The 12,490-nt window shown below is 67.1% G+C and carries 11 protein-coding genes; 3 read left to right on the top strand and 8 right to left on the bottom strand.

Translation table 11 applies throughout. The annotated features are described in order from the left end of the window. The first annotated feature begins 64 nt into the window (after positions 1-64). From SLQ33_RS16265 to SLQ33_RS16255, 3 genes are all read left to right on the top strand, one after another. Complete coding sequence (locus tag SLQ33_RS16265; protein WP_319454892.1) at positions 65-4,240, top strand: TIR domain-containing protein; 4,176 nt, start codon at positions 65-67, stop codon at positions 4,238-4,240. A gap of 143 nt (positions 4,241-4,383) precedes the next feature. Then, positions 4,384-4,599, top strand: coding sequence for a hypothetical protein (locus tag SLQ33_RS16260; protein WP_319454891.1), 216 nt, complete (start codon positions 4,384-4,386; stop codon positions 4,597-4,599). Positions 4,600-4,632: 33 nt separating this feature from the next. After that, positions 4,633-5,097, top strand: coding sequence for a hypothetical protein (locus tag SLQ33_RS16255; protein ID WP_319454890.1), 465 nt, complete (start codon positions 4,633-4,635; stop codon positions 5,095-5,097). On the opposite strand, the gene fadA6 is transcribed toward SLQ33_RS16255, so the two are convergent. From fadA6 to ipdE1, 8 genes are all read right to left on the bottom strand, one after another. Then, the gene (gene fadA6, locus SLQ33_RS16250) at positions 5,094-6,242 is read right to left on the bottom strand and encodes a steroid 3-ketoacyl-CoA thiolase FadA6 (protein WP_319454889.1); all 1,149 of its coding nucleotides are present in this window, start codon (positions 6,240-6,242) and stop codon (positions 5,094-5,096) included. The two genes, SLQ33_RS16255 and fadA6, sit on opposite strands and share 4 nt — an antisense overlap. Positions 6,243-6,257: 15 nt before the next feature. Further along, complete coding sequence (gene kstR2, locus SLQ33_RS16245; RefSeq protein ID WP_413467714.1) at positions 6,258-6,851, bottom strand: TetR family transcriptional regulator KstR2; 594 nt, start codon at positions 6,849-6,851, stop codon at positions 6,258-6,260. Between the two features lie 43 nt (positions 6,852-6,894). Beyond that, positions 6,895-8,439, bottom strand: coding sequence for a DUF4173 domain-containing protein (locus SLQ33_RS16240; RefSeq protein ID WP_319454888.1), 1,545 nt, complete (start codon positions 8,437-8,439; stop codon positions 6,895-6,897). After that, positions 8,436-9,452 (bottom strand): HAMP domain-containing sensor histidine kinase, encoded by a 1,017-nt coding sequence (locus SLQ33_RS16235; protein WP_319455166.1) that lies wholly within the window; start codon positions 9,450-9,452, stop codon positions 8,436-8,438. The genes SLQ33_RS16240 and SLQ33_RS16235 overlap by 4 nt, the downstream gene beginning before the upstream one ends. Before the next feature lie 5 nt (positions 9,453-9,457). Then, positions 9,458-10,123: a response regulator transcription factor gene (locus SLQ33_RS16230; protein WP_319454887.1), complete on the bottom strand. Its 666-nt coding sequence runs from the start codon at positions 10,121-10,123 to the stop codon at positions 9,458-9,460. 73 nt (positions 10,124-10,196) lie between these two features. Continuing rightward, a complete protein-coding gene (locus SLQ33_RS16225; protein WP_319454886.1) occupies positions 10,197-10,499 on the bottom strand; it encodes a hypothetical protein in 303 nt (100 codons plus the stop codon). A 34-nt stretch (positions 10,500-10,533) separates the two neighbouring features. Continuing rightward, complete coding sequence (gene ipdF / locus SLQ33_RS16220; protein ID WP_319454885.1) at positions 10,534-11,325, bottom strand: (5R,7aS)-5-hydroxy-7a-methyl-1-oxo-2,3,5,6,7,7a-hexahydro-1H-indene-carboxyl-CoA reductase; 792 nt, start codon at positions 11,323-11,325, stop codon at positions 10,534-10,536. Next, positions 11,322-12,470, bottom strand: coding sequence for an acyl-CoA dehydrogenase IpdE1 (ipdE1, locus tag SLQ33_RS16215; RefSeq protein WP_319454884.1), 1,149 nt, complete (start codon positions 12,468-12,470; stop codon positions 11,322-11,324). Before ipdE1 ends, ipdF begins: the two co-directional genes overlap by 4 nt. Between the last annotated feature and the right edge of the window lie 20 nt (positions 12,471-12,490).

The raw sequence follows: 12,490 nt of genomic DNA, 5'->3' as shown, positions 1-12,490 counted from the left end.
ATTGATGACAGAATTCATTTGCCACGCCGATGCGTGGCTTCGTAATCGGTGATTGGGGAACGCCGTGTCACGGATTTTATTGAGCCATGCGAGCGCCGATACGCGACAGGCGGTGGCGCTGAAACAATGGCTGTCCCAGCAGCGTCCACAGTTGGCCAATGAGATCTACCTCGATGTCGACCCAGTTTCGGGGATTCAGCTGGGCGACAAGTGGAAAGCTCAGTTGTTCCAAAGCAACTCTCGCTGCGAAGCGGTCATCTGCCTGCTTTCCAGACAGTGGCTGGCCTCTGTGGAGTGCAAGACCGAATTCCGGACCGCCGAAAACCTGGGCAAGCAGATTCTCTGTGCGCGCTTGGAGGACACGGACGATGGGGACATCACGGCCGAATGGCAGCGCTGCGACCTATTCGCCGACGGACCTCAAACCACCGTCGCGGTCGCTGGTGGTCAGCCAGTGCAATTCAACGCCGTTGCACTCGATCGGCTACGAAGGGCGATAGAGGGCACCGGGGTCGGGCCGGAGAACTTCGTATGGCCGCCCGCCGAGGATCTAGAGCGCGCGCCGTATCGCGGCTGGGAGCCGTTCGACGACGTCGACGCCGGGGTGTTCTATGGCCGCGACGCCGCGATCGTGCGCGGACTCGACGAGCTGCGTGCCATGCGGCTGGCGAGCGCAAAGTCGCTGTTCGTCGTGCTCGGCCCGTCGGGTAGCGGCAAGTCGTCGTTCTTGCGAGCGGGCTTGATTCCGCGGTTGCAGCGACAGGACCGCAGCTTCTTCGTCCTCGGAATCATGCGACCCGAACGCGATGCGCTTACTGGGGAGCACGGACTGGCGGCGGCCATCCACAGCGCGCGACATGCGCTGAAGCTGGGTGGAGCACCGTTGGGCGAGGTGAAGCGGGCCTGCCTGGAGAACCCCGAGCGCGTACTCGAGATGCTTGCAGAGATACGCGCATCGGCGGCCGAGCGGTTAGCCGAACCCGGGCACCAGATAAGCGCGCCGACGATGGTGTTGCCGCTGGACCAGGCCGAGGAGCTCTTCAGCTCTGACGCCGGACCCCAAGCCGAGCACTTCCTGGCGCTGCTCGCCGATGTGGTGAGCCGACTCAACGCGACCGAGGTTGGCTTGATCGTGGCGGCCACGATTAGGACTGACCGCTACGAGGCGATGCAGAACCATCCGAGCCTTGGTGCGGTGAATTCGGCGCTGTTCGACGAGCTCAAACCCATGCCACGCGCTCAGTTCAAGGAGGTCATCACCGGCCCGGCCAGCCGCAGCCAACACGCTGAACAGCCAGTCGAACTCGCGCCCGCCTTGGTGGAGCAGTTGCTGTCCGACGCAGCCGAGGGTGCCGACACGCTGCCGCTGCTGTCGCTGACCCTCGCTCGGCTGTACGCCGACTGGATCGATGCCGGCGACGAGGGCCTCACGCTCGAAGACTACGAGTCGATGGGCGGCATGGGCGACGTCGTCAACAACGAGATCGAGCTCGTCCTCGCTAGCAGCGCGCACGATCGCCCGACCGCGCTGACGCTACTGCGATCGGCGTTCATTCCGTGGCTGGCGACCATCAATCCCGAAAGCGATCATCCGATGCGCAGGGTCGCCCGCTACGACGACCTGCCCGACGGGAGCAGGCCACTGATCGACGCACTAGTAGCGAAGCGACTAGTGGTCAAGGACACCCGCGGGGGTGAGACGGTGGTCGAGGTGGCGTTGGAGAGCCTGCTGCGCCAATGGGACGAGCTCGCAGGCTGGTTGCGCGAAGAGCGCCAGAATCTCGTCGCCGCCGACGACGTGGAACGGAACTCGACCGCCTGGGCCGCCCATGACCGCAACCCGGCCTGGCTGCTATCCGGAACCCGGCTCACCGATGCCGAAAGCTTGCTCTTCACAACCGAATTCGGCGACCGAATGGCTGGCACTCGCGACTACGTGACCGCCTCTCGCGCCGCCGAGGACGAGCGGCTGGCCGCCGAGGAACAACACCGCCAAGCCGAGCTACGGCACGCGCAGGAACGCCAACAGACCGCTGAAGCTCACGCCGTTACGTTGCGCAAACGTTCCCGGGTCTTGGCCGTCGTTGCCGTCATCGCCGTCGTCGGCGCGGTCGTGGCCATGATCTCCTACAAGCAGGCAAACGACGCCAAAGCACAAGCCCAGCAGAGCTTCCGTGAAGCCACCGCACTGCGTTTGAACTCAGACGCCGGCGACATGCTGGCTGGTACCAATTCGGGCGGTGATGCGCGTGCCTTCAAGGAACTGCTTGCGGCCCGCACGCTGGGCGGTGCCCTCGACGAGGGGTCCCTTCTCGAGGCCGTCGTGCGACGCGCCACCACACTGAAGATCATCGACACGAACGCCGTCGTCAACGCAGTGGCGTTCAGCGGCCGGCGCGCGGCCAGCGCCGAAGCCGACGGCACGGTGCGGTTGTGGGACGCCGAGAACGGTCAACCGCAAGGTATCCCGCTGACCGGGCATTCTGGCTGGGTATTCAGCGTGGCGTTCAGTCCCGACGGCAACCGGCTGGCCAGCGCGGGCGACGACGGCACGGTGCGGTTGTGGAACGCCGAGACCGGCCAACCGCGCGGCGCCCCAATGACCGGTCACGCTCGCGCGGTCAACAGCGTCGTGTTCAGCCCCGACGGCCACCGACTGGCCAGCGCGGGCACCGACGGCACCGTGCGGTTGTGGAACGCCGACACCGGCCAACCTCTCCGCGATGCACTTACGAGCCGCACCGGTCCCGTCAACAGCGTGGCGTTCAGCCCCAACGGCCACCGACTGGCCAGCGCGGGCACCGACGGCACCGTGCGGTTGTGGAACGCCGACACCGGGCTACCTCAGGGTGAGCCGATGACCGGTCATGCCGGCGCGGTCAACAGCGTGGCGTTCAGCCCCGACGGCCACCGACTGGCCACCGCGGGCGGCGACGGCACCGTGCGGTTGTGGAACGCCGACACCGGCCAACCCTTGGGTGACCCGATGACCGGCCACGTCGACGAAGTGCGGGGTGTGGCGTTCAGCCCCGACGGGGACCGACTGGCCACCGCGGGCGGCGACCGGACCGTGCGTTTGTGGGACGCCCACACCCACAAGCCAATCGGCGACCCCATGCGGGGCCACACCGGCGCGGTGAACGGGGTGGCGTTCAGCTCCGACGGTCACCAGTTGGCCACCGCGGGATTCGACGGCACGGTGCGGTTGTGGAGCGCCGATGGCGGCGAGCAAGCCCTTCCGCTGAAGGGCAACGACGATGCGGTGTTCGGTGTGGCGTTCAGTCCCGACGGAAGCCAGCTGGCCACCGCAGGCGCCGATGGCACGGTGCGGCTGTGGGACGCCGGCACGGGTCGACAGCTGGGCAATCCGATGGCCGGGCATGCTGGCCCCGTAAACGCCGTGGCGTTCAGCCCCGACGGAAATCAGGTCGCGAGCGCGGGCGCAGACAGGACCGTGCGATTGTGGAACGCCCAAACCGGCGAACCTCGCGGCGTGCTGACCGGTCACGGCGGGGCGATATTCGGCGTGGCCTTCAGCCCCGACGGCAGCCGGCTGGCGACTGCCAGCTTCGACCACACCGTGCGGTTGTGGGACGTTCACGCGCGCGCGCAAGTGGGCGACCCGTTGCGGGGTCACACCAACTCGGTGACCGACGTGGTGTTCAGTCCCGACGGGCAACGTTTGGCCAGTGCGAGCGCCGACGAGACGATGCGGTTATGGGACTCGAAAACCGGTCTGCCCGTTGGCGCCCCGATGACTGGGCATACCGGCACCGTCCGCGGCGTGGCGTTCAGCCCCGACGGGCGCCTGTTGGCCAGCACCAGCTACGACACCACGGTTCGGCTGTGGAACGCCGACACCGGCCAACCCATCGGAGCGCCGATGACGGGCCACACCCGGGAAACGGTCGGCGTGGCATTCAGCCCAGACGGACACCGGGTCGCCACCGCGAGCGCTGACCAGACGGTGCGGTTGTGGAACGCCGACACTGTGCAAGCGCTCGGCGTGCTGACGGGCCACACCGACAGGGTGCGCGATGTGGCGTTCAGCCCCGACGGACGGCGCCTGGCCAGCGCCAGCTATGACAAGACGGTGCTCATCTCACCAGCAGTCGCCGAGCCAAAGATGTTGTGCGACAAACTGACCGCCAACTTGAGCCACAAACAGTGGCAGGAGTGGATCTCTCCGGAGCTCCCATACGTCACGCTGTGCCCGGGCCTGCCGATTCCGGTTGACTGAATCGAGCTCCCTGCGGAACTGAAGGCTCCTCAGGCCCCACTACCGGCGGGCAGGTGTCACCCTCGAGCACCCAGGTGCCGTCCGGGCATTCGACGGGCTTGGGGCAACTCTGGCCTTCAGCAACCGAGGTGCCGTCCGGACATGTGACCGTCTGGCCGCAATGCCGTCCAGCGGGTGCCGTGCTGCCGTCGGGACATTGCGTGCCGAAGGTCGACGGCGGGCAGTGGATGCCGTCGGGAGCGCTGCTGCCGTCCGGACATAGGATCGGGCTCTCTTGCGGGCAGCTTTCGCTGGCGGGCGCGGTGCTTCCGTCCGGGCATTCGATTTGGGGGTTTCCGGTGGGAGTCGGGCAACTCTGACCTGCCGGCACCGTGGTGCCGTCAGGACATTCCGTGGGCGACGTCGTCGAACTCGGTCGCGACGTGGACGAGCCGCCCGTCCGCGTACTGCCCTCTGCCGGCGATGTGCTGGTCGACGACGGACTGACGCTGTTAGTGGGCTCCGTAGTCGTGGTGGCCGTGGTGCTAGTAGGTGCACTGCCGCTTCCGCACGCCGAGACGGCTCCCACGCTCAGCGCAAGTACCACTGCCACGAAAAGCGCCACCGGCGCGCGCAAGTACCGTTCCAGCGGCCCGCGTTCGCCGTATCCCAATCCCCGTGTGAAATTTGCATTCCACATGTCGCACCCCCGAGATCACCCTAACGCGGCATCAACTCGCAAAGCGCAATTTTCGAGGAAGTTCGAGCGGTATCACTCGCGCAATGGCACCAGCCGACTCGATATCTTCCGGACTGACGGCGCAACGCTTTTGACCGCGAATTGTTGCCTGGCAACGTGGCACGAACGCGGCGACTAGAGCCGTTCGATGATGGTGACGTTGGCGGTGCCGCCGCCCTCGCACATCGTCTGCAGCCCGTAACGACCGCCGGTGCGCTCCAATGTGTTCAGCATCGTCGCGAACAGCTTGGCGCCCGTCGCGCCGAGGGGATGGCCCAAAGCGATGGCCCCACCGCTGGGGTTGACCTTTGCGGGATCGGCCTTGGTCTCCTTGAGCCAGGCCATGACGACCGGAGCGAAGGCTTCGTTGATCTCGACGGTGTCGATGTCCTCGATCGACAGGCCCGTCTTCTCCAACGCGTAGTGGGTGGCCGGGATCGGGCCGGTCAGCATGTACACCGGGTCGGCGCCGCGCGCGCTGACGTGGTGGATGCGGGCCCGCGGCTTCAGCCCGTGGTCCTTGACGGCCTGCTCGGACGCGATCAGCACTGCGCTTGCGCCATCGGAGATCTGGCTGGCCATCGCGGCGGTCAGGCGGCCGCCGTCGACCAGTGTCTTGAGCCCGGCCATCTTCTCGAGTGACGTGTCACGCGGGCCTTCGTCGGTGACGAACCCGTCGACCGGGATGATCTCGTTCTCGAAGTACCCGGCCCTGATCGCTTCCTGCGCACGCTGGTGGCTGGTCAGCGAGTATTGCTCCATCTCCTCGCGCGAGATGTTCCACTTCTCGGCAATCAATTCCGAGCCACGAAACTGCGAGATCTCCTGATCGCCGTACCGGTGCAGCCAGCTCTTCGACTCGTTGGTGGGCGAGGTGAACCCGAACTGCTCGCCGACGATCATCGCCGAGCTTATCGGGATCTGGCTCATGTTCTGCATGCCACCCGCGACGATGAGGTCGGCGGTACCCGACATGATCGCCTGTGCCCCAAAGGAAATCGCCTGCTGGCTCGAGCCGCACTGGCGGTCGACGGTGACGCCCGGCACCTCTTCGGGGTAGCCGGAGGCGAGCCATGACAGCCGCGCGATGTTGCCCGCCTGGCCGCCAATGGCGTCGACGCAGCCCGCGATCACGTCGTCGACGGCGCCGGGGTCGACGTCGTTGCGGTCGAACAGCCCACGCCATGCGGCGGCACCGAGATCGACCGGATGGACACCGGCCAGCGATCCGTTGCGCTTGCCGACTGCGGTGCGTACGGCATCGATGATGTACGCCTCGGCCATGTTCGTCTCCTTGGGTTACGGGGCCCCGGCGGTGATTCCGCCGAGGACGATGTCGAGGTACTGCCTGCCGACCTGTTCGGCCGTGAGCGGTCCACCCGGCTGATACCAGCGGACCGACACCCAGGTGGTGTCGCGGATGAACCGGTAGACGAGGTCGACGTCGAGGTCCGGCCGGAAGCAGCCCTCGGCGACGCCCTGCTTCAGCACGTCCAGCCACATCTTGCGCTGCTCGCGGTTGCGGGCGTCGACGAAGGCGAACTGCGGCAGCGCCGACAGCCGCTTCGCTTCGTCTTGATAGATGACGACCTGCGCGTGGCGGTGCTCGATCGCCTCGAACGACGCCATGAAGAGTCCCTTTACGCGTTCGAGGGGATCGGCCTCACGGTCGACGATCTCCTGATACCGCGCGAACAGCCAGTCGAGGAAGTCGCGCAGGACCTCCTCGGCCATCTGCTCCTTGGACTTGAAGTGGTGATAGAGGCTGCCCGAGAGGATGCCCGCCGAGTCGGCGATGTCCCGCACGGTGGTGGAACGCAGGCCGCGCTCGGCGAACATCGTCGCGGCGAGCTCGAGGAGTTCGTCGCGGCGGCTCGGAAGGGCCTTGTCCACCAGATCAGAGTATCAACCAAGCGCTTGCTCGGCTAGCGGGGTCTCAGCGCAGGTACGCGGAAACCCAGTACTGCTCGCACTCATCGTCGCCTGAACGGGTGTCGCCGTGGTTGGCACGCGACCGCGACAGGTTGAACTCGTACCAGGCGTCCGGCTCGTCGTCGCGGTACTTCGCGCACCGCCGGATCGACTCGGGCAGGCGTGCGAGGGACTGCTCGACGTCCTCGGACAACGACAGCAGATAGTCGGTGTCCAACTGGCCGGTCTGTTCGTAGCGGTCGATGTTGCGCTCGGCGATCAACCGCTCGGGGTTGATCGCCGCCACGCCGAGCAGTGTCGCCACGCCCGTCACCAGGACCGCGTGGGGAAGCCAGCGTGCCGTCATCCCGATGCCCGCGATGGCGATGAGTACGAACACCGCGCCGAGCCAGGACTCGATCGCGATGACCATGACCCGCTGCACGCTGAACCCGTACGCCTGCTGATAGAGCCACATCCGGTGGATCGCCGAGATCACCACCACCACGGAGGTGACGCACGTCGTCCCCAGCAGTGCCCGCAACATCCGCCGATCGGCGGTCGCGACGCGCCCCGCCACCCGGACGACGGCGCTGATCACGAGCAGGGTCAACGCGGAGACCCAGAGCAGCTGCCAGAACCCCTGGCGGGCGTACTCGGCGTAGGTCAGCCCCTCGGTCTGCAGCACGTGGTCGTGGCCACCGAAGAGGACAGTCGCCTGCACCGCCACGAAGGCGATGAACAGAGCGTCGAGCACGCCGAGCGGCACCGCCCACTCCCACCTCGGGATGGGCTTCATCGGCGCCGGAGCCATGGCGTCCAACCGCGGCGCGAACCGCATCAGGTAGCCGCCGGCCAGCACGAAGGCCACTACGAGCGCACACACCACGACACGGGCGACGACGTCGCCGACGTCGAACGCGGGCACGAGGTTGCCCACCAGGTGCGCGAAGGCCGGATCAGCAGCGGCGAACAACCCGCCGAAGACGAGCAAGAGGGCGAGCGTGACCGCGAAGACCGCAGCGGCGCGGCCCACCTTCGGCAGGCCCACCCGGTGCGGAACCAACTCTGACGCCGCACGCCGGACCCAGCCAGTCACCCGCGCGGGAAGCAGCCACGGCACGAACGGCGCGGTGAACACCGAGGTCCACGTGCGGCCGCCGACCAGCGTGCACCAGCCGACCAACCACGCGGCCATGATGCAGAGCACCCCGAGCCACTGCGCCGCGAGCAGGGCAGGCACCGCAAGCAGCACCAGGGTCAGCCCGATCCCGACCCATTCCCCGCGGGTGGGACGACGCTCGCCGGTGCCGTAGACCACGGCGAAGACCATCACCCCGACGACGAGATAGCCGATGCTCAACACCGACGGCCGCCACAGTGCCGTGCCCAGCACACCGACCAAGAGGGCTCCTACGACGAGCCGACGCGGCGCACTCGCCAGCGGATCGAGCGGCCATACGCGCGGCGGCCACATCGTCCAGCCCGGTTCGCCGTGCCGTGGGAGCGCAGGACCGACCATGGGCGGCGGAGGAGGTGGACCGTACGGGCCCGTGTACATGATCGTCATACAAGCTCCTCCGTCGGCTCTGGAATGGTGACCGCGATGCGGCAACCCGTCCGGGCATCCATGACTTCTATTGCACCGCCGTGCAATTCGACTGCCCACCGAGCGATCGCCATACCAAGGCCGGTGCCTCCCGCGGACGTCGCGCCGCGGGTGAAGCGTTGGAAGACCCGCTCGCGTTCGGCCGCCGGAATACCTGGGCCTTCGTCGCACACCTCCAATCGCAGCGCCGACGGCTCGGCCGCAAAGGCGTGAACGGACACCCGACCACCTGCCGGGCTGTGTCGGATCGCGTTGTCCACCAGGTTGACCACGACCTGCCGCAACCGCGCCTGGTCGGCAACCGCGGCCAATCCGGGCGGGGACACCCGCACGACGACGTCGACGTCGGCGGTCGACACGGCGACGTGCGCGATGGCTTCGCCGAGGAAGTCGCCGACACGGAACCGGCTGATTTGCAAGGGAATTGCGCCGCCTTCCAGGCGGGAGAGGTCGAGCAGGTCGGCGACCAGTTCGCCGAGCCGCTCGGTCTGCGACAACGCCAACCGCATGGTTTCGGCATCGGGTTTCGCGACGCCGTCGACGACGTTCTCGAGCAACGCCTGCAACGCGGCGATCGGCGTGCGCAACTCGTGTGACACATTGCCGATGAGTCCACGCCGGTACTCGTCGGCGGCGCCGAGGTCGGCGGCCATCTGGTTGAAGGCCGTTGCCAGCTGCCCGATTTCGTCGCGTGAGGTGGCGCGCACTCGGCGGCTGTAGTCGCCACGGGCCATGGCGCGCGCGGCGGCGGTCATCTGCCGCAACGGGGACGTCATGCCGTGAGCGAGGAACTGGGTGAACACCAACGACGTACCCAGCGCCGCCAATAGTGCGTAGCGAAACTGCCAGCTGGCGCCCACCCAAAACGTGAACGCCGCCAACGTGATCGCGCCCCCGACGAGCAGCCCGGTCTTGACCTTGAAGGACGCGAACGGATCGAGCGGACGGGGCAACCGATCCCAGAACGCGGCCAGGCCGCTCACCGGGGTGTCTCCAACGCGTAGCCAACCCCGTGCACGGTGCGTATCAGTTCGGCTCCCAGCTTGCGTCGCAGGGCCTTGACGTGGCTGTCCACGGTGCGACTCTCCACGTCGGATGGGGGCCCCCAGATGTGTTCCAGGAGTGCCCTACGTGAAACCGCGGCCCGGGGCCGGCCCGCGAGGAAGGCGAGCACGTCGAATTCGATTCTGGTCAGGTGAATTTCCTCGGCCCCACGATGAACGCGGCGCGCCTGCAGGTCGATTCGGTATTCGCCGACCGAAAGCGGGGCCGCCTCACCCGAGCGCTCCACGCGGCGCAACAACACCCGGACACGGGCGACGAGTTCGCGCATGCTGAACGGTTTTGTCAGGTAGTCGTCGGCACCGATGCCGAGGCCGACCAACATGTCGGTCTCGTCGCTGCGGGCGGTCAGCATCAGCACCGGGGTCGAGCGCACCGCCTGGATGCGTCGACACACCTCCAAGCCATCGAATCCGGGCAGCATCACGTCGAGCACCACCAGGTCCGGTTCGGTGGCCGCGGCCGCCGCCACCGCCGACGGCCCGTCAATCGCGGTCTCCACGAGGAATTCCTCGGCCCGCAGTCGAGTCGCGACCGCGGCCAGGATGGTCGGCTCGTCGTCGACCACCAGAATTCGCTTCACAGAACCGACTGTAGGTGCCAGTCGTGGTGCTTCCGGGCAGCGCTCGTGAAGAAACTGTGGAGAAATGCGCCCGTCAGGCCACGTCGCTGATCTTGGCGTTCTGCTTGTCGGGGCGCTGACAGAAGCCGATGAGGATCACCCGCTCCGCCTTGACGTCACCGGTCGAGGCGTTTCGGCCGTCGCGCTCCTTGAGCATCTTGGCGGTCGTCGCATCCTTGTCGTCCTGGCTCATGACCAGGAAGTCCTTGCAGATGGTGTCGCCGCCGTTGTTGCTCGCACCGCCTGAACACCCGCCGACCAGGGCCACCACGCTCGCGGCCACCGCCAGCGCGGCCGACACTCGACTGATCGCGAACCGTTCCTCTACGCCGTGCACCCGATGAGCATGCCCGACGAGGCTGAGAAACGGCTTACGCGCGCTGACTCGACACCGAGATGACCTCGCCCGTCAGATAGCTCGAATAGTCGCTGGCGAGGAAGGCGACGGTGGCCGCGATCTCCCATGGCTCGGCGGCGCGGCCGAACGCCTCGTCGGACGACAGCTGGTCGAGTAGTACCGACGAGCTGGTCTTCTCGAGGAACTTGTGCCTGGCGATGCTCGGCGACACCGCGTTGATGCGCACCCCGTACTCGACGGCTTCGATTGCGCTGCAACGGGTCAACGCCATCACCCCGGCCTTGGCCGCGGCATAGTGTGACTGGGAGTGCTGGGCACGCCAGCCGAGCACGCTCGCATTGTTGACGATCACGCCGCCGTGGCCGGCGTCGCGGAAGTAGCGCAGCGCGGCGCGGGTGGCTCGCATCACCGATGTCAGGGTCACGTTGAGCACGCGGTCCCATTCGTCGTCGGTCATGTCGACCAACGGTGTCTGGCCGCCCAGCCCGGCGTTGTTCACCAGCACGTCGAGCCGGCCCATCTTCTGCACGGCCGTCTCGATGAGCGCGTCCACGGCCTCGGTCGACGTCACGTCGCACACCACGGCCTCGACCCGGCCGAGGCCCAGCCCGGCGAGCTCGTCGCGAGTCTCCCCCAGCCGCCGCTCGTGGTAGTCCGAGACGACGATGTCAGCGCCCTCGGCGAGCGCCCGCCGGGCGGTCGACGAACCGATGCCGGTGCCCGCGGCGGCCGTCACCAGCACCACCTTGCCCGCGAGCAGCCCGTGCCCCTCGATCTCCTTCGGTGCGACCGATAAGTCCGTCATCCCTTGACTTCCCTGGGTAGACCGAGCACCCGCTCGGCGATGATGTTGCGCTGGATCTCGTTGGAACCGCCGTAGATGGTGTCGGCGCGGGTGAACAGGTAGAGGTGCTGCCACACGTCGAACTCGCCATCTTTGGCCACCAGACCGGCCTTCCCGACGATGTCCATCGCCAGCTCACCCAGATCGCGATGCCAGTTGGCCCACAACAACTTCGACACGTTGTCCTGACCCGGCTGTTCGACGTCCATCGTGGCCAGCGCGTACGACCGCATGGTCTGCAGACCCGCCCACGACCGGGTCAACCGCTCCCGGATCAACGGATCGTCGTCGGCACCGGTGCGCTTGGCCAGCTCCGCCAAGTTGGAAAGCTCACGCGCGTAACGGATCTGCTGACCCAGGGTCGACACACCGCGCTCGAACGTCAGCGTGCCCATCGCAACCCGCCACCCGTCGCCGGGCTCGCCGACGACCAGATCGGCATCGGTGCGGGCGTCGTCGAAGAACACCTCGTTGAAGTCCGCTGTCCCGGTCAGCTGCACGATCGGGCGTATTTCGACGCCCGGTTGGTCCAGCGGCACTAGGAGATACGACAGGCCGGCGTGACGCTTCGAGCCCTTCTCGGTGCGCGCGACCACGAAGCACCACTGCGACAGGTGCGCCATCGACGTCCACACCTTCTGGCCGTTGATCACCCACTGGTCGCCGTCGAGCTCGGCCGCCGTCGACACGTTGGCCAGGTCGCTGCCTGCGCCGGGTTCCGAGTAGCCCTGGCACCACAGTTCGGTGACGTCGAGGATCTTCGGCAGGAAGCGCTTCTTCTGCTCTTCGGTGCCAAACGCGATCAGCGTCGGGCCAAGCAGCTCCTCGCCGAAGTGGTTGACTTTGTGGGGCGCATCCGCGCGGGCGTACTCCTCGTAGAACGCGACCCGGTGCGCGACGGACAAACCACGCCCACCGTGTTCCTCCGGCCACCCAAGACAAGTCAACCCCGCGGCCGCGAGCTGCTGATTCCACGCCCGACGTTCGTCGAAGGCCTCGTCCTCGCGCCCTGGGGCGCCGAGGCCCTTGAGCGCGGCGAATTCGCCGACGAGATTGTCGGAGAGCCATTGCCGGACCTCGGCCCGGAACTCCTGGACCTCTATCACCTCTGTAGGCTAACCTACCA

This window comes from Mycobacterium sp. RTGN6, assembly GCF_033804605.1.
Classification (GTDB): domain Bacteria; phylum Actinomycetota; class Actinomycetes; order Mycobacteriales; family Mycobacteriaceae; genus Mycobacterium.
The sequence above is the reverse complement of the archived record's forward strand: the minus strand, read 5'-3'. Positions and strand labels throughout refer to the sequence as shown.

Bases quoted from the DNA above. Each gene is read 5' to 3' on its own strand.
- SLQ33_RS16240 (WP_319454888.1), bottom strand. From the start codon at position 8,439: ATGACGATCATGTACACGGGCCCGTACGGTCCACCTCCTCCGCCGCCC.
- fadA6 (WP_319454889.1), bottom strand. From the start codon at position 6,242: ATGGCCGAGGCGTACATCATCGATGCCGTACGCACCGCAGTCGGCAAG.
- ipdF (WP_319454885.1), bottom strand. From the start codon at position 11,325: ATGACGGACTTATCGGTCGCACCGAAGGAGATCGAGGGGCACGGGCTG.